General features: G+C 71.3%; 23 protein-coding genes. 14 read left to right on the top strand and 9 right to left on the bottom strand.

Features of this window, described 5'->3' with window-relative positions; genetic code table 11:
* Window positions 1–12 precede the first annotated feature (12 nt).
* The gene (locus F9C11_RS37525) at window positions 13–363 is read right to left on the bottom strand and encodes a MerR family transcriptional regulator (RefSeq protein ID WP_409182088.1); all 351 of its coding nucleotides are present in this window, start codon (window positions 361–363) and stop codon (window positions 13–15) included.
* 96 nt (window positions 364–459) lie between these two features.
* Between F9C11_RS37525 and F9C11_RS37520 the strand changes: the two genes are divergently transcribed.
* On the top strand, window positions 460–1,338 hold the full coding sequence (locus tag F9C11_RS37520) for an NmrA family NAD(P)-binding protein (RefSeq protein ID WP_409182087.1): 879 nt from the start codon (window positions 460–462) through the stop codon (window positions 1,336–1,338).
* 38 nt (window positions 1,339–1,376) lie between these two features.
* Here F9C11_RS37520 and F9C11_RS37515 read toward each other — a convergent pair whose 3' ends face one another.
* Together F9C11_RS37515 and F9C11_RS37510 are read right to left on the bottom strand one after the other, a co-directional pair.
* Window positions 1,377–2,522 (bottom strand): GDSL-type esterase/lipase family protein, encoded by a 1,146-nt coding sequence (locus F9C11_RS37515; protein ID WP_409182085.1) that lies wholly within the window; start codon window positions 2,520–2,522, stop codon window positions 1,377–1,379.
* A gap of 44 nt (window positions 2,523–2,566) precedes the next feature.
* Window positions 2,567–3,049: a hypothetical protein gene (locus F9C11_RS37510; RefSeq protein WP_409182084.1), complete on the bottom strand. Its 483-nt coding sequence runs from the start codon at window positions 3,047–3,049 to the stop codon at window positions 2,567–2,569.
* Window positions 3,050–3,120: 71 nt separating this feature from the next.
* On the opposite strand from F9C11_RS37510, the gene F9C11_RS37505 reads away from it, so the two are divergent.
* The 4 genes from F9C11_RS37505 to F9C11_RS37490 all read left to right on the top strand — a co-directional run bounded on the left by F9C11_RS37505 (window position 3,121) and on the right by F9C11_RS37490 (window position 11,270).
* Window positions 3,121–4,359, top strand: a complete 1,239-nt coding sequence (locus F9C11_RS37505) for an aminotransferase class I/II-fold pyridoxal phosphate-dependent enzyme (RefSeq protein WP_409182083.1) — start codon at window positions 3,121–3,123, stop codon at window positions 4,357–4,359.
* A 64-nt stretch (window positions 4,360–4,423) separates the two neighbouring features.
* Window positions 4,424–5,518 carry an FAD-dependent monooxygenase gene (locus F9C11_RS37500; protein WP_409182082.1) on the top strand — a complete coding sequence of 365 codons (1,095 nt, stop codon included), beginning with the start codon at window positions 4,424–4,426 and terminating at the stop codon, window positions 5,516–5,518.
* A gap of 27 nt (window positions 5,519–5,545) precedes the next feature.
* A complete protein-coding gene (locus F9C11_RS37495; RefSeq protein WP_409182081.1) occupies window positions 5,546–6,025 on the top strand; it encodes a YbjQ family protein in 480 nt (159 codons plus the stop codon).
* Between the two features lie 1,186 nt (window positions 6,026–7,211).
* Window positions 7,212–11,270, top strand: coding sequence for an RHS repeat-associated core domain-containing protein (locus F9C11_RS37490; RefSeq protein WP_409182080.1), 4,059 nt, complete (start codon window positions 7,212–7,214; stop codon window positions 11,268–11,270).
* 55 nt (window positions 11,271–11,325) lie between these two features.
* Here the strand turns inward: F9C11_RS37490 and F9C11_RS37485 are convergent, their stop codons facing one another.
* Window positions 11,326–13,122, bottom strand: coding sequence for an AMP-dependent synthetase/ligase (locus F9C11_RS37485; RefSeq protein ID WP_409182079.1), 1,797 nt, complete (start codon window positions 13,120–13,122; stop codon window positions 11,326–11,328).
* A gap of 112 nt (window positions 13,123–13,234) precedes the next feature.
* Here F9C11_RS37485 and F9C11_RS37480 point away from each other — a divergent pair, with 112 nt between their 5' ends.
* Genes F9C11_RS37480 through F9C11_RS37450 form a run of 7 tightly spaced genes read left to right on the top strand, consistent with a single transcriptional unit; the run spans window position 13,235 to window position 18,409 of the window.
* The gene (locus F9C11_RS37480) at window positions 13,235–13,645 is read left to right on the top strand and encodes a polyketide cyclase / dehydrase and lipid transport (protein ID WP_409182078.1); all 411 of its coding nucleotides are present in this window, start codon (window positions 13,235–13,237) and stop codon (window positions 13,643–13,645) included.
* A gap of 9 nt (window positions 13,646–13,654) precedes the next feature.
* A complete protein-coding gene (locus tag F9C11_RS37475; protein ID WP_409182077.1) occupies window positions 13,655–14,449 on the top strand; it encodes a metallophosphoesterase in 795 nt (264 codons plus the stop codon).
* Window positions 14,450–14,475: 26 nt separating this feature from the next.
* Window positions 14,476–14,913, top strand: a complete 438-nt coding sequence (locus F9C11_RS37470; RefSeq protein WP_409182076.1) for an SRPBCC family protein — start codon at window positions 14,476–14,478, stop codon at window positions 14,911–14,913.
* Window positions 14,914–16,071 (top strand): ArsA family ATPase, encoded by a 1,158-nt coding sequence (locus F9C11_RS37465; RefSeq protein ID WP_409182075.1) that lies wholly within the window; start codon window positions 14,914–14,916, stop codon window positions 16,069–16,071. It begins immediately after the preceding gene.
* On the top strand, window positions 16,068–16,544 hold the full coding sequence (locus tag F9C11_RS37460) for a hypothetical protein (RefSeq protein ID WP_409182073.1): 477 nt from the start codon (window positions 16,068–16,070) through the stop codon (window positions 16,542–16,544). Before F9C11_RS37465 ends, F9C11_RS37460 begins: the two co-directional genes overlap by 4 nt.
* Window positions 16,545–16,559: 15 nt before the next feature.
* Window positions 16,560–17,486, top strand: coding sequence for an ROK family protein (locus F9C11_RS37455; protein ID WP_409187061.1), 927 nt, complete (start codon window positions 16,560–16,562; stop codon window positions 17,484–17,486).
* Window positions 17,487–17,539: 53 nt separating this feature from the next.
* The gene (locus tag F9C11_RS37450) at window positions 17,540–18,409 is read left to right on the top strand and encodes an NUDIX domain-containing protein (protein ID WP_409182072.1); all 870 of its coding nucleotides are present in this window, start codon (window positions 17,540–17,542) and stop codon (window positions 18,407–18,409) included.
* Between the two features lie 736 nt (window positions 18,410–19,145).
* On the opposite strand, the gene F9C11_RS37445 is transcribed toward F9C11_RS37450, so the two are convergent.
* A complete protein-coding gene (locus tag F9C11_RS37445; RefSeq protein ID WP_409182071.1) occupies window positions 19,146–19,934 on the bottom strand; it encodes an SDR family oxidoreductase in 789 nt (262 codons plus the stop codon).
* A 108-nt stretch (window positions 19,935–20,042) separates the two neighbouring features.
* Here F9C11_RS37445 and F9C11_RS37440 point away from each other — a divergent pair, with 108 nt between their 5' ends.
* Window positions 20,043–20,612, top strand: coding sequence for a TetR/AcrR family transcriptional regulator (locus F9C11_RS37440; RefSeq protein WP_409182070.1), 570 nt, complete (start codon window positions 20,043–20,045; stop codon window positions 20,610–20,612).
* Here F9C11_RS37440 and F9C11_RS37435 read toward each other — a convergent pair.
* From F9C11_RS37435 to F9C11_RS37420, 4 genes are read right to left on the bottom strand one after another with little or no spacing between them, the layout of a single operon-like run.
* Complete coding sequence (locus F9C11_RS37435; protein ID WP_409182069.1) at window positions 20,609–21,064, bottom strand: YdeI/OmpD-associated family protein; 456 nt, start codon at window positions 21,062–21,064, stop codon at window positions 20,609–20,611. The two genes, F9C11_RS37440 and F9C11_RS37435, sit on opposite strands and share 4 nt — an antisense overlap.
* A gap of 19 nt (window positions 21,065–21,083) precedes the next feature.
* Window positions 21,084–22,223, bottom strand: a complete 1,140-nt coding sequence (locus F9C11_RS37430; protein WP_409182067.1) for a glutamate--cysteine ligase — start codon at window positions 22,221–22,223, stop codon at window positions 21,084–21,086.
* Between the two features lie 10 nt (window positions 22,224–22,233).
* The gene (locus F9C11_RS37425) at window positions 22,234–22,779 is read right to left on the bottom strand and encodes a hypothetical protein (protein ID WP_409182066.1); all 546 of its coding nucleotides are present in this window, start codon (window positions 22,777–22,779) and stop codon (window positions 22,234–22,236) included.
* Entirely contained in the window at window positions 22,776–23,543 is a 768-nt protein-coding gene (locus F9C11_RS37420) for an alpha/beta hydrolase (protein ID WP_409182065.1), read from the bottom strand. The genes F9C11_RS37425 and F9C11_RS37420 overlap by 4 nt, the downstream gene beginning before the upstream one ends.
* Window positions 23,544–23,761: 218 nt before the next feature.
* Between F9C11_RS37420 and F9C11_RS37415 the strand changes: the two genes are divergently transcribed.
* On the top strand, window positions 23,762–24,523 hold the full coding sequence (locus F9C11_RS37415; protein ID WP_409182064.1) for a lysophospholipid acyltransferase family protein: 762 nt from the start codon (window positions 23,762–23,764) through the stop codon (window positions 24,521–24,523).
* The last annotated feature ends 5 nt before the right edge of the window (window positions 24,524–24,528 follow it).

The raw sequence follows: 24,528 nt of genomic DNA, 5'->3' as shown, positions 1-24,528 counted from the left end.
CAGCCGGGGCCGTCAGGTCGCGGTCCGGCGCTGGATCACTGTGTCCAGCGCCGCGCGGGACGACTGGAGGCGGGCCAGCGCCGCGTCGATGCGGTCGCGCTCGCCGCGCAGCCGTTCGAGCACTCCGTCGCAGGCGGGCGTCAGCGGTTCGTCCCGGACGCACGAGCCGATCTCGGCGATCGTCGCGGTGGGCAGGCCCGCGGCGAGCAGCTCCCGGATCCGGCGCACCGCGCTGACGTCGGCCTCGGCGTACTCCCGGTAGCCGTTCGGGGTGCGGGCCGGGTGCAGGAGGCCCTGTTTTTCGTAGTACCGCAGCAGCTGCTCGTCGACGCCGGTCCGCTTGGACAGTTCCCCGATGCGCATGTGACCTGGCTCCGATGACTTGACCTTGTAATCGGTTTCAAGGATTAGCGTCGCGATCGCCGAAGTCAAGCAGCAGTGATCCAGGAGGAATGACAAGTGACGAAGGTGCTGGTCGCGGGGGCCACGGGAATGCTGGGCAGCGAGATCGCGGCGAGCCTGCTGCGGCGCGGCGCGCAGGTGCGGGCGCTGGTCCGGCCGGAGAGCGCGGGGGCCGAGACGGCGCGGACGCTGAAGGAACGGGGCGCGGAAATCGTCCAGGGCACGCTCGAGCGGCCCGACCGCGCGCTGGACGGCGTGGACGTGGTCGTCTCCGCGGTGCAGGGCGGCCCGGACGTCGTCGTGGACGGGCAGCTCGCCCTGCTGCGCGCCGCGGAGAAGGCGGGAGTGTCCCGGCTGATCCCGTCGGATTTCGCGGTCGACCTGTTCCGGCTCGACGACGGGGACAACGTCTTTCTCGACGACCGGCGGAAGGCGCACGAAGCGTTCGCCGGCGCCGGGGTGCAGGTGACGTCCGTGCTCAACGGCGCGTTTCACGAGGTGATGACCGCGCCGTTCCTCGAAATCGTGGACTGGGAGAAGGGAACGTTCAGCTACTGGGGCGACGGCGACGAGCCGTGCGACTTCACCACCGTCGCGGACACCGCGGCCTACACCGCCGCGGTGGCGCTGGACGCGGACGTCTCCGGACCGGTCCGGGTGGCCGGTGACGTGTTGTCCATGAAGGAGTTCCACGCGGCGTTGGAGCGCGGTTCCGGGCGGAGCCTGGCGCTGCGGCGCCTCGGCGGCACGGAAGAGCTGGCGGCGGAGATCGAGCGGCGCAAGGCAGCCGCGGCCGGGCCGACGGATTACGTTGCGCTGCAGTATATCTGGGCGATGGTCACCGGGAAGGCGAAGCTGCGTCCGCTGGACAACGGCCGTTACCCGGACATCCGCCCGACCGGGATGGCGGAGTTCGCCCGCCGGTTCGCGAGCTGAACGATCGTGGCCTCAGGCTGGGCCTGAGGCCACGAGCCTCACTCCGCGAACGGGCCGCCGTCCCCGAAGACCTGCTTCGCGAACCGCTCGCCGACCAGCCGGTGCGTCGCCGCGTCCGGATGCAGCGCGTCCGGCAGCGGGTGCGCGGCGAAATCCTCTTCCCCGTACAGGGAAAGCCCGTCCACGTAACGCAGTGCCGGATCCTGCCGGTCCCGGACGATCCGGGCCAGCTCCTCCCGGATCACCTTCAAGGTCAGCTTTCCCTCCGCCACCGAGGCCGGATCGCCGGTCGCCTTGAACCGGAGCGTTCCGGTGCTGAAGTCCGGCGCGCCCGGTCCCGGCGTGTCCTCGTGGATCGGGCAGAGCAGCGGCGAAACCACGACCAGCGGGACGTCCGGATGCCCCTCGCGGATCGTGTCCAGGAATCCGTGCACGGCCGGGCCGAACGCGCGCAGCCGCATCAGATCGGCGTTCACCACGTTGATCCCCAGCTTCACGCTGAGCAGGTCGGCGGGAGTGTCGCGAAGGGCCCGCGCGGTGAACGGGTCGAGCAGCGCGCTCCCGCTGAAGCCCAGGTTGACCAGGTCCACCCCGGCGGCCGCGGCGGCCAGCGCGGGCCAGGTCTGCGACGGGCCCGCCGCACCGGTGCCGTGGCTGATCGAACTGCCGTGGTGCAGCCAGACCCGGCGCGCGGGCGGCGGCGGGGAGACCGGGGCGGTGGTGCGCAACGCGACCAGCCGGGTGGTTTCGTTGTGCGGCAACCAGATCTCGACGTCCTTGGCCCCGGCGGGCAGGTCGGAGAACCGGACCGTGCCGGACGGGCCGGGGCGGGTTTCGCCCTCGCCGGTCATCATGTCGAGGATCAGCTCGTCGCCGCCGGACACCGTCGCGGAGCCCGCCGGGCGCCCGTTCAGCACCAGCTCGTAGACGCCGTCCGGCAGCGGCGGCACGCCGGCGTAGCCGACCTTCGTGCGGTGCGTGTCCAGCTCGATCGCCGTCGATTCGGTGCGGAACGCCAAGCGCACGCCGGACGGCTGGGTCTCCGCCATCGCGAGCCTGCTGTCGGTGTTCTGCGCCCGCGCCCGTGCGGTCAGCCGGTGCGGCAGGAGCCCCTGCGGCGTGCGTTCCAGTTCGAGCGCGCCGCGCACGAACTCTTCGCCGATCTCGGTGGTGATCCACTGCATGCCGCCGAGTCTGCCGTCCGCGGCCGCCCGCCGCCAACGGGATATCAGCCGTCCCAGACCCCGGGGCCCTGGCGCAGCACCGCGACCGGGGCGGCTTCGGCGGACGGCCACAGGTCCAGCACGTACCGGAAATGCTCGCCGAACTCGTGGTCGTGCCAGTCCGCGTCCGGCGGCCCGCTTTCCACATAGGACACTCGGACCCGGTACCGCCCGGGCGGGACCGCGATCCGGTGCTCCTGGCGGGCGTAGCCGGCGGGACCGGCCAGCGTCGCCTCGCCGCCGGGGACGTCGAGATCGGCTTCCACCACGTGGGACGCGTCCGGCCGCACCGGCGGCGGCGCCGCGGCGGCCGACACGTCGACCTCGACCCAATCGGAGCGCGCGGTCGCCACGGAGAGCGACGACGGCTCTACCGCGACGCGGTGCTCCGCGACCGCCTCGGCGGTCCACTCGCCGTCGCCGGGACGCCAGGCGTCCTTGTCCCGCAAGGAGAACTGCCGCTGCTCGGCATGCACCAGGTACCGCACGGGCCCCACGCTAGCCCACGAGAGCCGGGGGTCGCCCAAACTGGCTTGTGCGCGCGGTTTAGCGTGGTGGTATGACCACAGCTCCTGTCGATGTCGACACTGCCCGTCGCGACTACGCCGCGCTGGTCGAGCGCGGACTGTCCCTGGACATCACCCGCGGCAAGCCGTCGCCCCGGCAGCTCGACCTGTCCGCGGATCTCCTGACGCTGCCGAACGGCCAGTACCGGGCCGAGGACGGCACCGACACCCGCAACTACGGCGGGCTCAAGGGGCTGCCGGAGCTGCGCCGCATCTTCGCCGAGGCGCTGCAGGTGCCGGTCGACCAGCTGTTCGCCGCGGGCAACTCCAGCCTGGAGCTGATGCACGACACCATCGCGCAGGCGATGCTGAGCACCCTGCCAGGCGCAGAGCGCCGCTGGGCCGACGAGCCCCGGATCGCGATGCTGTGCCCGGTGCCCGGCTACGACCGGCACTTCGCGCTCGCCGAGCGGTTCGGCATCGAGCTGATCCCGGTGCCGATGACCGAGACCGGCCCGGACATGGACGTGGTCGAGCGGCTCGTCGCCGAGGACGCCGCGGTCAAGGGCATCTGGTGCGTGCCGAAGTACTCCAACCCGACCGGCGTCACCTTCAGCGCCGAGGTCGCCGGGCGGCTCGCCGCGATGCCTGCCGCCGCGCCGGACTTCCGGATCGTCTGGGACAACGCCTACGCGGTGCACCACCTCACCGACGACGAGCCGGAGCTGGCCGACATCCTCGCCCTCTGCGCCGAGGCCGGGAACCCGGACCGCGCGTTCGTGTTCGGCTCCACCTCGAAGATCACCTTCGCCGGGGCCGGCGTCGGGTTCTTCGGCGCGTCCGAGGCGAACCTGGCCTGGTGGCAGAGCGTGCTCAGCAAGCGCACCATCGGCCCGGACAAGGTCAACCAGCTGCGCCACGCGCTGTTCCTCAAGGACGCCGACGGCGTCCGCGCGCTGATGCGCAAGCACGCCGAGCTGATCGCGCCCAAGTTCGCCGCCGTCGACCGCATCCTCTCCGAGGAGCTGGGCGACCTGGCGACCTGGACCAAGCCGACCGGCGGCTACTTCATCTCGCTGACCGTGCCCGAGGGCACCGCGAAGGAGGTCGTGCGGCTGGCCAAGGAGGCGGGCGTCGCGCTGACCCCGGCCGGGGCCACCCACCCGCACGGGAACGACCCGGCCGACGCGGTCATCCGCATCGCGCCGACCTTCCCCGAGCTGCCCGAGGTGGAGGAGGCCGTCCGCGCCCTCGCCGTCTGCGTGCGGCTCGCGGTCGCGCAGCGCGCCTGATCCCCGGCCGGTGCCGCCGCCACCCGCTACGGTGGCGGCGGCACAGTCGTATCCAGGGGGCGCGATGCGGGTTTTGATCGCCGGCGGCGGAGTCGCGGGCACGGTCACGGCGATGGCGCTGCGGCTCGCCGGGCACGAGCCGGTCGTGTACGAAGCGCACCCCAGCGGGGGAGCGGACGCGGGCGCGTTCCTCGTCGTGATGCACAACGGCATGAACGCGTTGCGCGCGATCGACGCCGACCGGCCGGTGATCGAAGCGTCCTTCGCCTCGACCGGCATGGAACTCGTCGGCCCGGACGGGACCACCCTCGGCGCGCACGAGTTCGACCGCGAACTCGACGGCCCGCGCACCCTCACTCGTGCCGCGCTTTACCATGCGCTGCAACGAGAAGCGCAACGCCGGGGCATCGAGATCGTCCACGGCAAGCGGTTGGTCTCCGCCGCTGACGGCGGCACCGCGACGTTCCAGGACGGCACCACCGCGTCCGGCGACGTGCTCGTCGGCGCGGACGGCCTGCATTCCGTCGTCCGCACGCTCATCGATCCCCAGGCCGAGCCGCCGCGCTTCACCGGCCTGACGGTGGTCTACGGCTACACGCGCGCCGGAGGACTTCCTGCGGCCCCCGGCATTTACCGGATGTTCCGCGGCAGCCGCGCCGCGTTCGGCTACACCACCGACCCGGACGGCGCGACGTACTGGTTCGCCCGCGTCCCCGACGAGGAGCGCACGCGCGCCGAGATCGCCGCCGTCACCCCGGAAGGCTGGCGCGAGTTCGCCCACGCCGCGTTCGCGGACGATCCGCTGCCGTGCGCCGCGATCGTGGCCGCGACCGGCGACAACGTGCACGGCGGCCATTCCTACGACCTGCCGACCACCCGCGTGTGGTCGACGCCGTCGATGGTGCTGGTCGGCGACGCCGCCCACGCGGCGTCCCCAGCGGCGGGGCAGGGCGCGTCGATGGCGCTGGAAGACGCGGTGGTGCTCGGCCAGTGCCTGCGCGATCTGCCGGACGCGCCCGCGGCGTTCGCGGCCTACGACCGGCTGCGCCGCGCCCGGGTCGAGAAGCTCGTGGCGGCCAGCGCGGGCCGCGACGTCGGGGAAGAGCGAGGGTGGGCATACCGGCATCATCTGGACTGGACCGCGCGAATCACAGCGTGAGCGGCTCGCCGAGGATACGATCCGCGCATGACTCAAGCCGCGCCACCGCAGCAGTTCCCGATTCTGCTGTCGACGATGAACGATCTGCCCGGGTACCGCGTAGTCCGCGTGTTCGGCGAGGTTTTCGGGCTCACCGTCCGCAGCCGCAACATGTTCTCCAACATCGGCTCCGGGTTCAAGGCGATGGGAGGCGGCGAGCTCAAGGGCCTCACGAAGCTGCTGTCCGACTCGCGCCACGAAGCCCTTTTCCGGCTGTGCCAGGAGGCCATGCAGCACGGGGCCAACGCCGTGCTCGCGCTGCGCTTCGACTGCAACGAGATCGCCGGCACGGCCAGCGAGATCGCCGCGTACGGCACCGCGGTGTACGTGGTCCCGGACGGCGCCCAGCAGGCTCCGCAGCAGCAGGCCCCGCAACAGCAGGCCCCGCAACAGCAGCAGGCCGCTCCGCAGCAGCAGTACGCGCAGGCGCCGCAGCAGCAATACCAGGCTCAGCCGCCGCAGGCCTGAGCCGCGGGACAGCTTTGCCCGTGCGTCCAGCCGTTTCCTGGACGCACGGGCGCCTAGCGGGCGAGGCCGGAAGGCGGCGGCGGGCCCGCGGATAGCGTGGTCCGGGTGAGCAACCCGTTGATCGCGGAGACGAAGGACTCGACCAAGGCGTATTCGGGCATCACGCTGCTCGAATCGGACGAGATGGTGAAGTCCGGCATCGAATCCGGCGACTGGGCGTCGATCGCGATGGGGGCGGTCGGGGTCGCGCTGGACGTGCTGTCGACCGCGATGGATCCGTTCGGGTCGATCCTGGCCGCGGGCGTCGGCTGGCTGATCGAGCACGTCGGGCCGCTGAAGGAGGCGCTGGAGGCGCTCACCGGCAAGGCCGACGAGATCAAGGCGCAGGCCGAGACGTGGCAGAACGTCGCCAAAGAGCTGGAGAGCATCGGCAAGGACCTGACCGCCTGCGTCGAGAAGGACCTGCGGAGCTGGACCGGCGAAGCGGCCGACGCCTACCGCGAGCGCGCCAAGGACGTCGCGAATCTGCTCGGCGCGGCGCAGAAGGGCACCGAGGGCGCGGCGTCCGGGGTGAAGACCGCGGGCGAGGTCGTCGCGGCGGTCCGGATGCTGGTGCGCGACATCATCGCGCAGCTCGTCGGGCACCTGATCAGCTGGGCGCTGCAGGTGCTGTTCACCGCCGGGATCGGGATGGCGTGGGTGCTGCCGCAGGTGGTCGGCGCCGTCGCCAAGACCGCCGCGCAGCTGGCCCGGATCACCAAGCAGCTGGTCGCCGCGCTCAAGGCGCTGATGCCGCTGCTGAAGAAGGCGGGCGTCCTGTTCGAGGACGCGGCGAAGGCGTTGAAGGGCGTCAAGGGCGGCAAGGTCAAGCCGCCGGACGCGCCGAAGAACCTCGAACCGAAGCCGAAACCCAAGCCGGAGAACGAAAAGGGCGGCGATTCGACCACCGCCTCCGGCGATCATTCCGGGCCGCCGAAGGACGAGGTCAACCCGCGGGGCGGCCATCCGCCGCCGGCCAAGGACGAGACCAAACCACAGGGCGGCCACTCCGAGCAGCCGCCCCCCGGCGGACCGGAGCGGAAACCAGGGCGGCACCGGCAAGACGCCGCCGAAGGACGACCCGAAGCCGGCCGACACCCGGGGCGGCAAGGACGAGTGCAAGACCGCGGGCGACCCGGTCGACGTCGTGCGCGGCTCGGTCCTGCTCGAGGCGGTCGACCTCGAACTGCCGAGCCCGCTCGTGCTGGAACGGCTGCACGTCTCGGCGTACCGGTCCGGACGCTGGTTCGGCCCGAGCTGGACGTCGACGGTCGACCAGCGGCTCGAAGCCGATGCCGGAGCCGTCCGGTTCTACGCGGCGGACGGCCGGATCCTGGTGTATCCGCGGGCTGGAGCCGGGGAACCGGTGCTGCCGCTGGAAGGCCCGCGCCGACCGCTGACCGCGACTGACGACGGATACCTGCTCGCCGACCCGGTCAACGGCACGGAATTGCGCTTCGGCCCTGGACCCGGCGGCGTTTTCCCACTGCTGGCCGCGATCGACGCCGCGGGCGACCGGATGGAGGTCGAGTACGCCGAAAGCGGCGCACCCCGGCTGATCCGGCATTCCGCGGGATACCGCGTGGCGCTGGACTCCCAGGCGGGCCGCGTCACCGCGATCCGGGTGCTCGGCGACGGCCAGGAACCGGTGCTGGTCCGCAGCTTCGGCTACGACGATCGCGGCCGGCTGGTGCGAGTCTTCAATTCCTCCGGCCTGGCCACGCAGTACGACTACGACGCCGACGGCCGGATCACCGGCTGGCAGGACCGCAACGGCGTCTGGTACCGCTACCTCTACGACGCCGAGGGCCGCTGCGTCCGCACGGTCGGCGACCGGGGCGTGTACGACGGCGAGTTCGCCTACGACCGCGAACAGCGCATCACCCGCTACACCAACGCACTCGGCCACGTCACGGAATTCCACTTCAACGAAGCCTCGCAGCCGACCAAGGACGTCAGCCCGCTCGGCGCGACCACAGTGTCCACTTGGGACCGTTACGACCGGCTGCGGTCGCGCACCGATCCGCTCGGCCGCACTACCGGTTTCGAGTACACCGACGAGGGTTTGCTCACCGCGGTCGTCCGCCCGGACGGCAGCCGCGCGCACGTCAGCTCCGCGCCGGACGGCACGCTGACCGTCACCGTCGAGACCGCCGAACGCACCTGGCGGCGGGTCTATCCGCCGGGCACCGCACCGGATCTGTTCACCGCGCAAGCCGGGATCGCGGCGACCGGATTCGCCCAGGACCGCCAGCTGACCGGGGGAGAACCGGCGCGCGCGGAGCCCGACCCGGTGCGCCGCGACCAGTTCGGCCGCCCGCGCGTGGCGGCCGACGGAACCCGCTTCGGCTGGACGGTCGACGGGAGCCAGGCCAGCCGGGTCGGCCCGTCCGGGCGGCGCGAGGAATGGCGTTACGACGCCGAAGGAAACCTCGTGGAACGCGTCGACGCGCGGTTCGAATACGGCCCCTTCGACCTGCCGGTCGCGAAAATCGACGCCACCGGCGCCCGCACCGCCTACGAGTACGACACCGAGCTTCAGCTCGTCCGGATCACCAACCCGGCCGGCCTGACCTGGCACTACACCTACGACGCCGACGGCAGGCTCGTCGCGGAAACCGACTTCGACGGCCGGGAGCGGCAGTTCGCCTACGACGCGGCGGGCCAGCTCGTGCGGTCGGTCGACGGATTGGGCGTAATCACCGAGTACAGCTATGACGTGCTAGGCAACGTGATCGAGCGTCGCACGAAAAGCGGGACCATCCGCTACGAGTACGACCCCGTCGGTTTCCTCACCCGGGCCACCGAAGGTTCCTGCGTACTGGAGATCGAGCGCGACGAAGCCGGCCGCGTAGTCCGGGAATCGGTTGACGGGCGCGCGGTTTCCTATGTGCACGAGCCTTCCCGCCTCCGCCGCACCACTCCGTCCGGCTCGGTCAGCGAGTGGAGTTTCGACGACGAGGGGAAGGCAGTCGCGCTGTCGACCGCCGGACACGAAGTGCTCTTCCGCCACGACGAAGCGGGCCACGAGGTCGAGCGGGTGCTGGGCGGAAACACCGTGCTGGCACAGGCTTTCGACGCGGAACACCAGCTGGTCGCGCAGACTTTGGCCGCGGGCAGCCAGGTCCGGCAGCGGCGCGAATACCACTACCGCGCCGACGGTCACCTGGTCGGCGTGGACGATTCGCTGTCCGGCCCCACGCGGTATCAGCTCGACGCCGTCGGCCGCGTCACCGCTGTGGCCCGGCGCGACGGCCAGGAGACCTACCGCTACGACGCGTCGGGCAGCATCCGGCACGCGCAGCTCCCGTTTGCCGAACCGGACGCCGGTCCGCGCGACTACACCGGAAACCGGCTCGCCGCGGCGGGCGCGGTGCGCTACGTCCACGACGGCCAGGGCAGGCTCGTCGCCCGCCACGAGAACTCCCGGACCTGGACCTACCGCTGGGACGCGCAAGACCGGCTGCTCGCGGTGGAAACCCCGGACGGCGTCCAGTGGCGCTACCGCTACGACCCGCTCGGCCGCCGCATCGCGAAACAACGCTGGCTGCCCGGCGCGGACGCCCCGGCCGAGGAAACCCTGTTCTGCTGGAGCGGGCAGCTGCTGGTGGAACAGGAACACCGGCTGGCCGATTCCGCGCCGCTCACGCTGACGTGGGACCACCTGCCCGGCACGGTGCGCCCGGTGGCGCAGACCGAACTGCTGGGCACGAGCGCCCGGTTCTTCTCGTTCGTCACCGATCCGGTCGGCACCCCGGTCGGTCTGGTGGACGCCTACGGCACGGTCGCCTGGCGAGCCGCCGGTTCGCTCTGGGGCCGCACCCGCCCGGGCGGCACACCGCTGCGGTTCCCCGGCCAGTACGCGGACGACGAAACCGGCTTGCACTACAACGTTTTCCGCTACTACGACCCGGGCACCGGCCGCTACCTGAGCCAGGACCCGCTCGGCCTCGCCCCGGCCCCGAACCCGGCTTCGTACGTGCCCAACCCGCTCGCCGACGCCGACCCGCTGGGGCTGGGAAACTGCCTGACGCGGCAGAAGTCCGGCCCGGACGACGAAGCGCGTCCGAACGAGACTCCGGGCGGCGGGAACAACGCCGGGCACGTGCAGGACACCAACCCGTCCTCGGCGCCGCCGCGCGAACCCACCCCTCCGCCGCGCGAGCCGACCCCGCCGCCCCGGGAACCCGCGCCGGAGACGACCACGGCTTCGTCGGCCCCGCCACCACCGCCGCCTCCGCCGCCGGGCAAAGTCCCGGGCGCCCCGGTGCCTCCGCCGCCGGGCAAAGCCCCCGGCGGACCTCCGGCAGTTCCTCCTCCTCCGCCGGGCAAGGTCCCGGGCGGCCCACCGCCCGCGAAGAAGCCCGGCCTGTCGCTGGAAGAGCAGATCGCGAAACGGAAGGAAGCTCTGAACAAGACGGAGGTCGTCAAAAAGGAAGAAGCCCCGCCGTACAAGATGAAAGAGGGCGACGAGGCCAAGAAGGACAAGGAACGGGTCGACCACAAAATCGACGACACCGTCGCCAAGTTCAAGGACCGGAAGCCGCCGCTGCAGGACCCGCCCGCGGTGCTGCGCGTTCCGGACGATCCGCGGTTCAAGATGAGCACGAAGGTGTCGGAACTGCCCGACTACCTCAAGCACAATCTGCGCGAAGGCGACAACGACAAGACCCTCGCGGAAATGCTCGGGTACCAGAAGAAGGATTTCGTCGACGAGCACGGCCGCCCGACCCCCGACGACGCGAAAGCAGGCGATTTCGTCCACCGGGAGGGCGGCGCCGGGTACAACCCGCGCGACAACGCGATCGTGATGGATCCGCGCAAGGGCGACAACGAGATCGCGCACGAACTGGGCCATGCTCTCCAAAAGGAGAACGGCGGCCACACCCGGAACAACACCAACGGTTCGCTTCTGGAGTACCACAACGTGCTCAAGAACGAGAACCTGGTCAACGAAGGCCTTCGCGACAACTACATGCTCAAGCCGGGCACCAAGCCGAAACCGGGCGAAACCTACGACAGCATGGTCGACGAAATCAACCGCATGCCGAACGCCGAGGTTCGCAAGCACAACCTGGACATGCTGAAAGAGATCGACGAAATGCTGAAGGAACCCCGGTATGCCGGGAAAGCGGACAAGATCCGCGAAAACCTCGTGCTGGAGTACTTCAACAATCCGAAAATCCAGGCGCCGGTCGCACTGTGACGGCAGGAAAACGGGCCCGCGCCGGGAATGGCGTGGGCCCGTTTTCCGGTCCGGGTCACTTCCGGTACAGCGCCTCGATGTCGGACGCGTAGTTCTTGCTCACCACGTTGCGCTTCAGCTTCAGGCTCGGCGTGATCTCGCCGCCCGCCTCGGTGAAGTCGTTCGCCAGCACGGTGAACTTCTTGATCGACTCCGCGTGCGACACCTGCTTGTTCGCCTCGTCGACCGCCGCCTGGATCTCCGCGCGCAGGTCCGGGTCCTCGGCCAGGTCGGACACCGTCGCGGAGTCCGGCTTGCCGTGCTGGGACTTCCAGGCCGGGAAGTACTCCTCGTCGATCGTCACCAGCGCGGCGATGAACGGCCGCTGGTCGCCGACCACCATCACCTGGCTCACCAGCGGCGCGGCCTTGATGGTGTCCTCGAGCCCGGACGGGGCGACGTTCTTGCCGCCCGCCGTCACGATGATCTCCTTCTTGCGGCCGGTGATCTTGAGGAAGCCTTCGGAGTCCAGCTCGCCGAGGTCGCCGGTGTGGAACCAGCCGTCGGTGAGGGCTTCCGCGGTCGCTTCCGGGTTGTTGTAGTACCGGCCGAACACGACGTCGCCCTTGAGCAGGACCTCGCCGTCCTCGGCGATGCGCACCGAGGTGCCCGCGACCGGACGCCCGACGGTGCCGACGCGGAACGCCGCGCTGGTGTTCACGTTCGCCGCGGCGGACGTTTCGGTGAGGCCGTAGCCCTCGAACACCGGCACGCCGATGCCGCGGAAGAAGTGCGCCAGCCGCGCGCCCAGCGGAGCCCCGCCGGACACCGCGGCGACGCAGCGGCCGCCCAGCGCGGCGCGGAGCTTGCCGTACACCAGCTTGTCGAACACCAGGTGCTTCGCGCGCAGGCCGAGCGAAGCGCCGCCCTTTTCCTGCGCCTCGCTGTACGCGACCGCGGTGGCCTCGGCGGCGTCGAAGATCTTGCCTTTGCCGTCGGCGTGCGCCTTCTGCTTGGCGGTGTTGTAGACCTTCTCGAACACGCGCGGCACGGCGACCACGAAGGTCGGCCGGAAGGTGCCGAGGTCCGGGACCAGGTTCTTCACGTCCGGCGTGTGGCCGAGGGTGACGCGGGCGGTGAGCGCGGTGATCGCGATCGCGCGGGCGAGGATGTGCGCCAGCGGCAGGAAGCACAGCAGCGAGTTGCCCTGCTCCATCAGCTCCGGGAAGGCCTCGATGTCCGCGCGGATCTCGGCGAGCAGGTTCCGGTGGGTCAGCTCGACGCCCTTGGGCCGCCCGGTGGTGCCCGAGGTGTAGACGATGGTGGCCGTCTCGTTCGCGGTCACGCCGCGACGGCGGGTGTGCAGGTCCTCGTCGGAGACCTCGGCGCCCAGCGCGGTCAGCTCGTCGACCGCCGGGGAGCCGCCCTCGATCTGCCACGTGTGCTCCAGCGTGCTGAGCCGCCCGCTGATCTCCTCGACCGCTTTCCGGTGCGCGCCGGTCTCCACGACGACGGCCTTGGCCGCCGAATCGGAAAGGATCCAGTACACCTGTTCGGGCGAAGACGTTTCGTAGATCGGCACGGTGACCGCGCCCGCGGCCCAGATCGCGAAGTCGACCAGCGTCCACTCGTAGCGGGTCTTCGACATCAGCGCGACCCGGTCGCCGTGCCCGACGCCCGCCGCGATCAGGCCCTTGGCCACGGCCGCGACCTGGTCGGCGAAGTCCTTCGCGGTCACGTCGAGCCAGGTGCCCTCGACCTGCCGCCGGAAGCTGACCACGTCGGAGAACCGCTCCGCGTTCGCCCAGACGACATCGGCCAGGTTCTCGTCGTCGGTCACCGGCTTCCCGGCGGGGGCGCTGTATTCGCGCACGTGGACCTCCGTGTTCGACGCGTGCGGTTACCCGCCAGTCAACTTAGCGTGCCGTAGACCTTAAGACCATGCTGGCACGGGGCGCGCGGCGAGGTCGTGACATCGTGTCCGGGTGCACGAACCACCAGCACTCGATCTCGTAGACGAGACCTTCCTCGTGGTGCCCCCGTCCACCGTCGCGGCCGCCTTCGCCGACCCGCGCTCGTGGCGGCGGTACTGGCCGGACCTGGAATTGCGGGTCTACACCGACCGGGGGGACAAGGGCCTGCGCTGGACCGTCACGGGCGCCTTGATCGGTACCATGGAGGTCTGGCTGGAACCTGTTCTCGACGGCACCGTGCTGCACTACTTCCTCCGGGCCACGCCTGCCGGTCCCGGCGGCGTCCCGCGCGAGCTGAGCCCGCGCGAACTGCGCCGCGAATTCGACCGGCGGGCGCGCGCGGCGAAGGACGTGGCGCTGGGGCTGAAGGAGATCCTCGAGGACGGGCGCGAGCCGGGGGTTCCGCCCCGGACCGTCGAGTAGGAGGCTCTTGTGCGGGTTCACGTCGTTTCGGACGTGCACGGCAACGCCGACGCGCTGAAGCGGGCGGGGGACGGGGCGGACGCGCTGGTCGTGCTCGGCGACCTGCTCGACTTCGTCGACTACCACGACCACGACAAAGGCATCATGGGCGTGCTGTTCGGCGCGGAGAAGGTCGGCGAGTTCGCCCGCCTGCGCCGCGAAGGCACCAGGGACGAGACGGTCGCCTACTCGCGCACGCTGTGGGCCACCCTGGACGACCCGGCCGCCGCGGTCGACGAAGCGGTCCGCGAGCAGTACTCCACGTTGTTCGCCTCGATGACCGCGCCCACGTACGCGATCCCCGGCAACGTCGACGCGCCTTCGGCCTGGCCGGAGTTCGCCGGCGAAGGCGTGCACCTGGTCGACGGCGAGGTCGTCGCCATCGGCGGGCTGCGGTTCGGCTTCGCCGGCGGAGCGGTGCTGCCCGACGGCGTGCTCCCGCGTCCGCGCAAGGGCGCGGCGTGGCGGCCGTACCTGCGGGCGCGCGAGGAGTTCGACGCGGCGGTTTCGCTGCTGGACGAGGTCGACGTGCTCTGCACGCACATCCCGCCCGCGGTGCCCGAACTGACCTACGACGTGGTCGCGCGCCGCGCCGAACTCGGGTCGAAGGCGCTGCTGGACCTGATCCGGCGGCAGCGTCCGCGCTGGTCGGTGTTCGGGCACGTGCACCAGCCGCTGGCCGTGCGGCGCCGGGTCGGGCACACCGAGTGCCGTAACGTGGGTCACTTCAAGGAGACCGGGCAGCCCTACGTGCTGCGCTGGTGACTGTGCTGTCCGGCTACGCTTCGTCCATGGCCGAGCAGTCCACGCAGTCCATCGAGGTCGACGCCGAGCCCGCACGGGTCATGTCGGTGATCTCCGATTTCCCCGCGTACCCGGAGTGGACCAAGGCGGTCCGCGAGACCGAGGTGCTCGCGACCGACGACGCGGGCCGGGCGAAACAGGTGAAGCTGACCCTCGACGCCGGGCCGATCAAGGACGTGTACACGCTCGAGTACGACTGGGACGACGACGGTCTCGGCGTCAGCTGGCACCTGGTCAAGGGCCAGATGCAGAAGGCCCAGAACGGCCGGTACGCGCTCGAACCGCTCGGCGGCGGGCGCACCCGCGTCACCTACACGCTGTCGGTGGAGCTGGCGCTGCCGATGATCGGGCTGCTGCGGCGCAAGGCGGAGAAAATGGTCATGGACACCGCGCTCAAGGAGCTCAAGCGCAGGGCCGAGGGCTAGATGCGGATCCTGCTGTTCACCGGCAAGGGGGGTGTCGGGAAGACGACGCTCGCCGCGGCTACCGCTGCCGCGCTCGCCGGCCGCGGCAGGAAGACGCTCGTCGTGTCCACCGACCCGGCGCATTCGCTCGGCGACGCGTTCGGCACGCCGCTGGGCGCCGAACCCTCCGAAGTGGACCTTCGCCGCGACGGCACGCCGGCCGGGCTGTGGGCGGCGCAAGTCGACTCCCGGGCGCTGGCCGACCGCACCTGGCACGAGCTGCGCGGCGAACTGCGGAAGGTGCTGGCCGGAGCCGGTCTCGACGTGCTGGACGCGGAAGAGCTGACCGTGCTGCCCGGCGTCGACGAACTGCTCGCGCTGAGCGAGGTGCGGCGGCTGGCTTCGCAGGGGCCGTGGGAGACCGTGGTGGTCGACTGCGGGCCCACCGCGGAAACGCTGCGCTTGCTTTCGCTGCCGGAAGCTGTGTCGGGCTACCTGGGCAGGGTGTTCGGCAACCGCCGGGTCGCGGCTTCGGTGCGGAAGCTCGGCGCACATCTCGACGCGCTGCGGGAGCTGCTCACCGACCCGCGCGTGACGACCGTCCGGCTGGTGCTGACGCCGGAACGGGTGGTGGTCGCCGAGGCCCGGCGCACGCTCACGTCGCTGGCGCTGCGCGGCATCGCGGTCGACGGCCTGATCGCCAACCGGCTCATGCCCGCGCCCGGATTCTGGCGCGGTTCGGCGGCGAAGTGGCTGCGCACCCGGCGGGACCAGCAGGACGCGGTGCTGGCGGAACTGGCCGAGGCCGGCTTCGGCCCGGACGAACTGGCCCGCGTCGAGCACCGGGCGAGCGAACCGGTGGGCGCCGAGGCGCTCGCCGAGCTGGCCCGCGAGCTGTACGGCAGCCGGGATCCGTTGTCCGGCAACGGAAAACCGGTCACGCCGCTGTTGTCGGCGGCCGCCGACGGCGACGGTTTCCGGCTGCGGATCGCGCTTCCGCTGGACCGGGATTCGGCGGTCGACCTCGCCCGCGTGGACGACGACCTGGCGATCACCGTCGACGGGTTCCGCCGGCTCGTCGCGCTGCCCGAAACGCTGCGCCCGTGCCGGATCACCGGCGCGGAATCCGACGCCGAAGGCCTGGTGATCAGCCTGGCCGGGAACCAGGGATCCGGATGAGCGAAGAGCATGCCGAGGGGGCTGCCGGGTGGTCCTCGGACGGCCTGAAGCTGGCCGAGGAGATCCGGCTGCTGGTCGAGATGGTGATCGAACGCGCCGCGCCGTGGCTGGAAGGCGTCATGGCGGCCGGGCACGGGGACCGCGCGAAGCCCGAAGAGCCGGGCGCGCCCGATGTGGAGGACAGCACTTCGGGATGCGGGTGGTGCCCGCTGTGTGCGATCGTCGCCGTCGTGCGCGGCGAGCGGCCGGAGTTCGTGGCCCGGGTCCTCGAACAGGCGGCGCAGCTCGTCGCGTTGCTGCGGGCGGTGCTCGCGGACCGGTGGGAGCCGGAGGAGGGCGTGCACATGCCCGGGTTCCGGCCCGCCGCGCATCCGCCCGCCGCGGCGGAGGCGTCGGCTTCGGAGCCGTCGTCGCGGGTCCAGCACATCGTCGTCCGCAAGCGCGCGGACTGGCAGCCGGAGCGGGAGATCTGATTGCTGACCGTAGGGGTGGACGTCGGCGGCACCAGCGTGCGCGCCGGCGTCGTGGACGAGCGCGGCTCGCTGCTCGACACGGCGCGCGTCGGGACGCCGAGCGAGGAGAACGCGCTCGAAGACGCCATCGCCGGGGTCGTCGAGACCCTGCGCAACCGGCACGACGTCGCCGCGGTCGGCCTTGCCGTGGCCGGGTTCGTGGCCCGGGACCGCCGCACGGTGATGTTCGCGCCGCACCTGGCCTGGCGCAACGCCCCGGTGGCGGACCGGATCGCCAAGCGCGTCGGCCTGTCGGTGACGCTGGAGCACGACGTCAATTCGGCGGTCGTCGCCGAGCATCGCTTCGGCGCCGCGCGCGGGGCCGGGGTGGCCGCGCTGGTCGCGCTGGGCACCGGAATCGGCGCGGGGTTGCTGCTGGACGGCGAGATCTACCGGGGCGCCCACGGGGTCGCGCCGGAACTCGGCCACCTCACCGTGGTGCGCGACGGCCGGGCTTGCCCCTGCGGGAAGTACGGTTGCTGGGAGCGCTACTGCAGCGGTACGGCGCTGGCGGCGACGGCGGTCGAGCTGCTGGCGCGGTACCCCGGCCGCTCCACCGTGCTGTCCCGGGAAATCGCCGGCGACCCCGGTTCGGTCACCGGTCGCCGAGTGGCCCGCGCGGCCCGCGACGGCGACCCGATCGCCTTGCGTGCCATGGCGGAACTGGCGAAATGGCTCGGCGAAGGGCTCGCACTGGTGGCGGACGTCTTCGACCCGGAGATCATCGTGATCGGCGGGGGAGTGTCGGAGTCCGCGCCGCTGTTCCTGGACGAGGCCCGGGAGCACTACGCCGGGGCGATCACCGGCGCGCGGCACCGCCCGCTGGCCCGCATCCGCACCGCGCATCTCGGCGACGACACGGCGATCGTGGGCGCGGCGGCGCTGGCGATGGACACGTTGTGAGCGGGTTCTGACCGGGATTAACACGTACAAGGTTCTGTGGAAGGCTGGGCCGGGTGACGCCGACGACCGCCAACCGCTTCGTGCGGTGCTCTTGCGGCAGGCAGCACTGGGGTGCGTTCGGTGCGGCCGGGTTGTTGTTGTGCGATCCCAGCCGCGGGGTGCTGTTGCAGCGGCGCGCGTGGTGGGTGCACAACGGCGGCACGTGGGCCTTGCCCGGCGGCGCCCTCGAAGCCGGGGAGACCGTGCATGAGGCCGCCGCTCGGGAAGCGTGGGAAGAAGCCGCGATCCCCGCGTCCGCGTTCCGCGCGATGTCCGCCTCGGTGCTGGACCACGGCGAATGGCAGTACACGACCGTGCTCGGCCTGGCCGACAGCGCGCTGCAGGCCCAGGTCGCGAACGAGGAAAGCGCCGAAATGCGCTGGGTCCCGCCGGACGAGGTCGCCGCGCTCGACCTGCACCGCGATTTCGCCCTCGCCTGGCCGGTGCTGCGCGAGCAACTGGGCCGGGAACTGGTGCTGGTGGTCGACGCGGCGAACGTGATGGGCTCCCGCCCGGACGGCTGGTGGCGCGACCGCCGAGGTGCCGCGGAACGCCTGCGCGACCAGCTGACCGCCCCCGCGGAGAACGGCCTGCGCGACGACGTGACCGGAATCGGCGCGGGCCCGGCGTGGTCGTGGTGGCCCCGGGTGGTGCTGGTGGTCGAGGGCAAGGCCAGAGGAGTGGAACCGATCCCGGGAGTAGAGGTCGTCGCGGCGGAGGCCGACGGCGATTCGAAAATCGTCGAGGTGACCGCCGCGGCCCGGCAACGCCCGGACGACCACGTCGTGGTGGTGACGGCGGACCGCGAGTTGCGGGGTCGGGTGGGTGATTTGGGGGCGCGGGTGTTGGGGCCGGGGGTTTTGTTGCGCGAGTTGGGCGGCTGATCGGTCGCCGCGGGGATCGTGGTTGTTCCGTCGTCGCACGGCTGCGTTTCGGGAGGCCGGGTCGTCGTGGTGCGTGGCCGGGTGGGTGATCTGGGGCGCGGGTGCCGCGGCGGGGGTGTTGCGGGAGTTGGGCGGTTGATCGGTTGCTGCGCGGGAGGTCGTGCCGCGGTGGCGGGTGTTCGCGAGTTGCGCGGCCGGGTCGGCGATCTGGGGGCGGGGGTGTTGTTGCGGGAGTTGGGCGGTTGATCGGTGGCTGCGCGGGAGGTCGCGTCGCGGTGGTGGGTGTTCGCGAGGTGCGGGGCCGTGTGGGCGACCTTGGGGCGTGGGTGCTCGGGCCGGAGATTCTGCTGCGGAATCTGCGCGGTTGATCGGTCGGCGCGCGATCGGGGTGTTTGTTGTTGCTCGCCTGGGTTTCGGGGGGGGGGGGGGGGGGGCGAGTCGCGCGCCCGGGTGGGAGATCCCGGCGCGGTTGCTCCGGACCGAGGGTTTTGTTGCGGAAGTCGGGCGGCTGATCGGTCGCCGCGGCGATCGTGGTTGTTCCGTCGTCGCACGGCTGCGTTTCGAAGGGCGCGCCGCGGTGGCGGGTGTTCGCGAGCTTCCCGGCGCGGTGAGCGTCTCGGTGCGCGGCTGCTGGGGCCGGGGACTCTGCTGCGGGAACTCAGCGGCTGATCAGTCGCCGCACGCTCCCGAGCTTCCCGGCCGCCTAAGCGACCTCCACAACACCATCCAGCAACCGTCACACGGTCTTCACCGCCCCCGCGTCGATCAGGTAGTCCGCTCCGGTGATGCTCGCCGCCAGCGGTGACGCCAGATACGCGATCAGCGCGGCCACCTCGTCCGGTTCGACCAGCCGTCCGGTCAGCATTCCGGCGCCGGCGGGGAGTCCGGCCAGCAAATCCTCCTGCGACAACCCCATCGACGAAGCCAGCTCGGCACCGTAGCTGTCCGGGCCTTCCCACAGTGCGGTGCGAACCGGCCCCGGTGAGACAGTGTTGACTCGTACTCCCTGCGGTCCGAACTCCTCCGCCAGTGCTTTCCCGAACGCGGTCAGCGCGGCTTTCGCGGTGGTGTAAGCGATCGGGCCCGAGTGCGGCATCCGCGCACCGTTCGAGGAAACCGTCACGATCGCGCCCCGGCGTTCGAGCAGATGCGGCAGCGCGGCGCGCGAAGCCCGGACCGCGGCGAGGAAGTTCAGCTCCAGCAGCTCTGTCCATTGGCGATCGGTGACCGACAGGAAACCGCCCGCTTGGCCGCTGGCGCTGTCGCCGCCGCCGACGTTGTTCACCAGGACGTCCAGCCCGCCGAGTTCCGCGACGGCCTGTTCGAGCAACAGTCCGGGGCTGTCCGGGGCGGAGAGGTCCACCGCGACGGGCACCGCGCCGGTTTCCTTCAGTTCCGGCGTGATCGTCCGGGCGGCGGCCACCACTCGCATTCCTTCGCCGATCAGCGCGGACACCGTGGCCAGCCCGATTCCCCGGCTCGCTCCGGTGACGACCGCGGTCTTGCCGGCCAGTTGCAGATCCATCGGTGAAACTCCCTGAGTCGGGTCAAGTGCGTTGCAGCTAAGCTAGCAGTTGCAACACTGATGACGCAACTAAGAACCGAACGGCAACCATGGCGTAAACTGGACGGCATGGAGAAACGGGCCCGGCGCGCGGACTCGGAACGGACGGCCCAGGCGATCCTCGAGGCTGCCGAACGCGTGCTCAGCGACAACCCGGCGGCGACCATGGAGCAGATCGCGGAGGCTGCCGGGGTCTCGCGGACGACGGTGCACCGCCGGTTCGCCAGCCGGGAGGCGCTGGTGGACGCCATGACCCTCTGGGCGACGCAGCAGTTCCGCAACGCGCTCGCCAGCGTCCGGCCCGACGTCACGCCGCCGCTGGTCGCGCTCTACCAGGTGACCGCGAACGTGCTGCGCGTCAAGCTCCGGTGGGGGTTCGCGATGAACGCGCACCCGGCGGAAGAAGGCGTGCTGACCCCGGACGTGCTCGCCCAATGCGACGTTTTCTTCCAGCGGCTGGAGGAAAGCGGCGCGCTGCGGCCCGGCGTCGACCTCGTCTGGGCGCGCCGCGTGTACTGCGCGCTCATCCACGAAGCGGCGCAGGACCAGGACGCCGACGACGACCCGGACGCGCTGGCCGCTCGCGTCGTCGACACCGTGCTCGGCGGCTTCGGCAAACCAGGCGTGACGCTGGGCTAGGGAAGCCCGTCCCCGGCCAGCTCCGCGACGATCTTCGCGATCCGGCGCCGCCGCGTCTCGGCGCGCTTGGCGGACGTGACCGCTTCGGCTCGTTCCCGTTGCGCGGTAAAGGAAAGCTTGTCGAACGCGGCCCGCGCGCCGGATCGTTCGGCCAGCGCCGCCGCGAGGTCGTCCGGCATCTCGACGGTCCGCTCGGCCAGGTCGGCTTCGAGCGTGACCTCGACCGTCTCCCCGGCGGCGACCCCGGCCGCCTCCCGGTTCGCCGCGCTGAGCGGCAGCATGAACTCGCCGGAGTAGACCGCGACCGTGCTGCGGTAGGTGTGCGGGCCGATGGTCACCCGCACCTTCGGCCGCCGCCCCTGGTCGAGAGCCTCGACGACCTCGGCCGGGACCCGGAAGCCGGTGGCGGTTTTGCCGTTGAGTTCGACAAGCGTCCGGAACGTATGCGACATCGCTGCCTCCCGGCCTCAGCTAAGCGTGCGGCACGCCGTCGCGCATCTCGGTGACCAGCGCGGCGACCACGGCCTTCAACGATCCGTTGTACTGCTTCGCCACCGCTCGCTGCCGCTGGTAGCTCGCGCCGACCCGGAGAATGTTCTCGACATCGCGCAGCTCGCGTACGCAGTCCAGCCGTCGCGCGACTGGTTCCAGCCGGTCCAGCAGCTCGGCGAGGTCTTCGGTGACGAGGCGTTCGCGGCCGGCGGCGTCGAGGATGACGATCGCGTCCAGGCCGTAGCGGGCGGCGCGCCACTTGTTCTCCTGCACGTGCCACGGCGGCAGCACCGGCAGTGTTTCGCCCTTGTCGAGACGGGCGCTGAAGTCGTCCACCAGGCACTGCGTGAGCGCCGAGATCGCGCCTACTTCCTGCAGCGTCGGCAGCCCGTCGCACACGCGCATTTCGATGGTGCCGAAGTGCGGGGCCGGGCGGATGTCCCAGCGGATCTCGGAAAAATGGTCGATCACGCCGGTGGTGAACATGTCCTCGACGTAGCCCTCCAGCTCCGCCCATTCGCGGAACTGGAACGGCAGCCCGGCGGTCGGCAGCTGCTGGAACATCAGCGCCCGGTTCGAGGCGTACCCGGTGTCCTCTCCGGACCAGTACGGCGACGACGCGGACAGCGCCTGCAGGTGTGGCGCGTAGCGCAGCAGCCCGTCGAGCACCGGCAGCACCTTGTCGCGGTGGTCGAGCCCGACGTGGACGTGCACGCCGTAGATCAGCATCTGCCTGCCCCACCACTGGGTGCGGTCGATCAGCTTGGCGTAGCGCTCCTTGTCGGTCACCTTCTGCCGGTACCACGAGGAAAACGGGTGCGAGCCGGCGGAGAACACCTCGACGCCCAGCGGGTCGGCGACCCGGTGCACCTCGTCGAGCGCCTCGTCGAGGTCGCGTTTCACCTCGGCGACCGTGCGGCAGACGCCGCTGACCACCTCGATCGTGTTGAGCAGCAGTTCCTGTTTGATCCGGGGATGCTCGGCGGCTCCGTCCGGGCGGACCGCGGCGAGCAGGTCCTCCGCGACCGACCGCAGTTCGCCGCTGCGCCGGTCCACCAGCGCGAGTTCCCATTCCGCGCCGACGGTGGACCGCCGGGACGCCTGGAAGTCGATCCGCATGCCCGCCCGGTCAGACCTGGGCGCCGTTGCTGGGGTCCGCGCCCGGCGGCGGGCCCTGGCGCACGCGCAGCAGGAGCAGCGCGATGCCGGTGGCGAGCGAGAGGATGCCCAGCGGCGTGGCGAGCGCGGGGCCGACCCCGATCAGGTTCGGCACGATCAGCAGCAGGAGCCCGACGACGAAGAACAGCAGCACGACGAACGCGCCTTTGCGCCAGCGAGGCAGCGGCGGCGGCTCCGGCGGCACGTAGTGCTCGTCGTCCTCGGCCGGGTCGCCGGAGAACATCGTGGCGTCCCATTCGGTGCCGCCGGTGCGCCAGCCCTCCGGCGACGGGGGAGCGGACGGAGCCGGCGGGTCCGCGGCGGGCTTCGGCTTGGCCTTGCCCGCGTCGGGTTCGGCTCCGGCGGGCGCCTCGGGTTCGGCGGAGCCGGGGCGTCCGCCGGAGAACGGGTCCTCGTCCAGGAACACGCCCACGCCCTCGGCCCGGAGGTCGGCCACGATCTCGGCGAACGTGGCGTCGACGTCCTCGGGCCCGTCCGCGCCTTTCCCCCGGTTCATCCGGCACCCACCTGTCCCGCCCGCAGCTTCCGGGCGAAGTCGACACTGCGGCTGAAGATCAGTTCCGCGTCGTGGTCCTGCGTCGCGACGTGGAAGCTGTTCTCCAGCACCACCTCGGTCACGTCCGTGCTCGAGATGCTGTCCAGCACTATCCGCGAGTTCTCGGGTTCGACGACGTGGTCGACCCGCGAGTGCAGCAGCAGCACCGGCTGCGTCACCTTCGGCAGGTCGGCGCGCACGATCTTCCACAGCCGGGCGAGGCTCGCCGCCGCCCGCACCGGCGTGCGCGGATAGGCCAGTTCGACCTCGCCGGGCTTCGCGATGTCGTTGCCGATCGCGCGGATCGACGGGACCACTCGCGACAGCAGCGGCAGCACCTTGGCGTCCAGGCTCAGCCGCGTGACCGACGGGTTGACCAGCACGAGGCCGGAAATGTCCGAGCCGAATTCCTCGGCGAGGCGCAGCGTGAGCGTCCCGCCCATCGACATCCCGCCGACGAACACCTGGTCGCACTCCGCGCGCAGCGCCAGCAGCGCCTCGCGGACGGCCCCGTACCAGTCGTGCCAGGTCGTCCGGTTCAGCTCGCGCCAGTGCGTGCCGTGGCCGGGCAGCAGCGGGCAGCGCACCGCGAAGCCCTCGGCGGCCAGGTGCCGGCCCCAGGCGCGCATGCCGTCGGGCGTGGCGGTGAATCCGTGGCAGAGCAGGAAGCCGGCCCCGGAGGAACCCGGGTGGGAGAACGGTTCCGCGCCGGCGAGCACGCCCATCACGAACGCCCTTCCGAATCGAAGCGGTGGAGTCCTCCCATGCTCTCACGCCGAAGCCGGGTTGTGGGGCCCACTCCGGAAGCGAGGATCCTTCCGGTCCCGCTGTGAGATGGGTCGCTGCCGCCGGGTGACCGCCCGCTCTCGCGTTGTGCCGCCCGGTGCTTGTTCCGTACCCTGACCTGCCGGGGCCCGCGCGGGCAGGAAAGGACTGGAACCCGGTGCTGTACTGGCTGATGAAGTGGGTGTTCATCGGGCCGCTGCTGAAGACGCTGTGGCCCACCAAAGTCGTCGGCGCCGAAAACATCCCCGAGACGGGTGGCGCCATCCTCGCCGGCAACCACCTCGCGGTCGCGGATTCGTTCTTCATGCCGCTGCGCGTCAAGCGCAAGGTCACCTTCCCGGCGAAGTCGGAGTACTTCACCGAACCCGGGTTCAAGGGCCTGCTCAAGAAGTGGTTCTTCACCGGCGTCGGCCAGTTCCCCATCGACCGCTCCGGCGGCAACGCCGCGCAGGCCGCGCTCGACACCGCGATCCGGCTGGTCAAGGACGGCCACCTGCTCGGCATCTACCCCGAGGGCACCCGCTCCCCGGACGGGCGGCTGTACAAGGGCAAAACCGGCGTCGCCCGGATCGCGCTCGAATCGCGCGGCGTGGTGATCCCGGTGGCGATGATCGGCACGGACAAGGTCAACCCGATCGGTTCCAGGATGTGGTGGCCGCGGCGGCTCGAGGTGCGCTTCGGCAAGCCGCTCGACTTCTCCCGCTACGAGGGCCTGGCCGGCGACCGGTTCATCGAACGGTCCATCACCGACGAGATCATGTACGCGCTGATGGAGCTGTCCGGCCAGGAGTACGTCGACATCTACGCGGCCAAGGCCAAGGAACTGCTCGCCGCCGAGGCGGCCGGGGTGAAGCCCGCGGTGCCGGCGCAGCCGAGCGCCCTGGACGCCGATCGGGTGCCGGAGACGAAGGCCGGGTAGGGCCC

The sequence above is a fragment of the Amycolatopsis sp. VS8301801F10 genome, assembly GCF_046195355.1.
Lineage (GTDB): Bacteria > Actinomycetota > Actinomycetes > Mycobacteriales > Pseudonocardiaceae > Amycolatopsis.
This window is presented reverse-complemented; position numbering and strand designations above follow the sequence as displayed.

Coding starts and splice junctions, on each gene's coding strand:
- F9C11_RS37425 (WP_409182066.1), bottom strand. CDS start 22,779: ATGAACCGGGGGAAAGGCGCGGACGGGCCCGAGGACGTCGACGCCACG.
- F9C11_RS37470 (WP_409182076.1), top strand. CDS start 14,476: ATGGCCGAGCAGTCCACGCAGTCCATCGAGGTCGACGCCGAGCCCGCA.
- F9C11_RS37515 (WP_409182085.1), bottom strand. CDS start 2,522: ATGCAGTGGATCACCACCGAGATCGGCGAAGAGTTCGTGCGCGGCGCG.
- F9C11_RS37525 (WP_409182088.1), bottom strand. CDS start 363: ATGCGCATCGGGGAACTGTCCAAGCGGACCGGCGTCGACGAGCAGCTG.
- F9C11_RS37500 (WP_409182082.1), top strand. CDS start 4,424: ATGCGGGTTTTGATCGCCGGCGGCGGAGTCGCGGGCACGGTCACGGCG.
- F9C11_RS37505 (WP_409182083.1), top strand. CDS start 3,121: ATGACCACAGCTCCTGTCGATGTCGACACTGCCCGTCGCGACTACGCC.
- F9C11_RS37440 (WP_409182070.1), top strand. CDS start 20,043: ATGGAGAAACGGGCCCGGCGCGCGGACTCGGAACGGACGGCCCAGGCG.
- F9C11_RS37420 (WP_409182065.1), bottom strand. CDS start 23,543: ATGGGCGTGCTCGCCGGCGCGGAACCGTTCTCCCACCCGGGTTCCTCC.
- F9C11_RS37430 (WP_409182067.1), bottom strand. CDS start 22,223: ATGCGGATCGACTTCCAGGCGTCCCGGCGGTCCACCGTCGGCGCGGAA.
- F9C11_RS37495 (WP_409182081.1), top strand. CDS start 5,546: ATGACTCAAGCCGCGCCACCGCAGCAGTTCCCGATTCTGCTGTCGACG.
- F9C11_RS37465 (WP_409182075.1), top strand. CDS start 14,914: ATGCGGATCCTGCTGTTCACCGGCAAGGGGGGTGTCGGGAAGACGACG.
- F9C11_RS37460 (WP_409182073.1), top strand. CDS start 16,068: ATGAGCGAAGAGCATGCCGAGGGGGCTGCCGGGTGGTCCTCGGACGGC.
- F9C11_RS37445 (WP_409182071.1), bottom strand. CDS start 19,934: ATGGATCTGCAACTGGCCGGCAAGACCGCGGTCGTCACCGGAGCGAGC.
- F9C11_RS37435 (WP_409182069.1), bottom strand. CDS start 21,064: ATGTCGCATACGTTCCGGACGCTTGTCGAACTCAACGGCAAAACCGCC.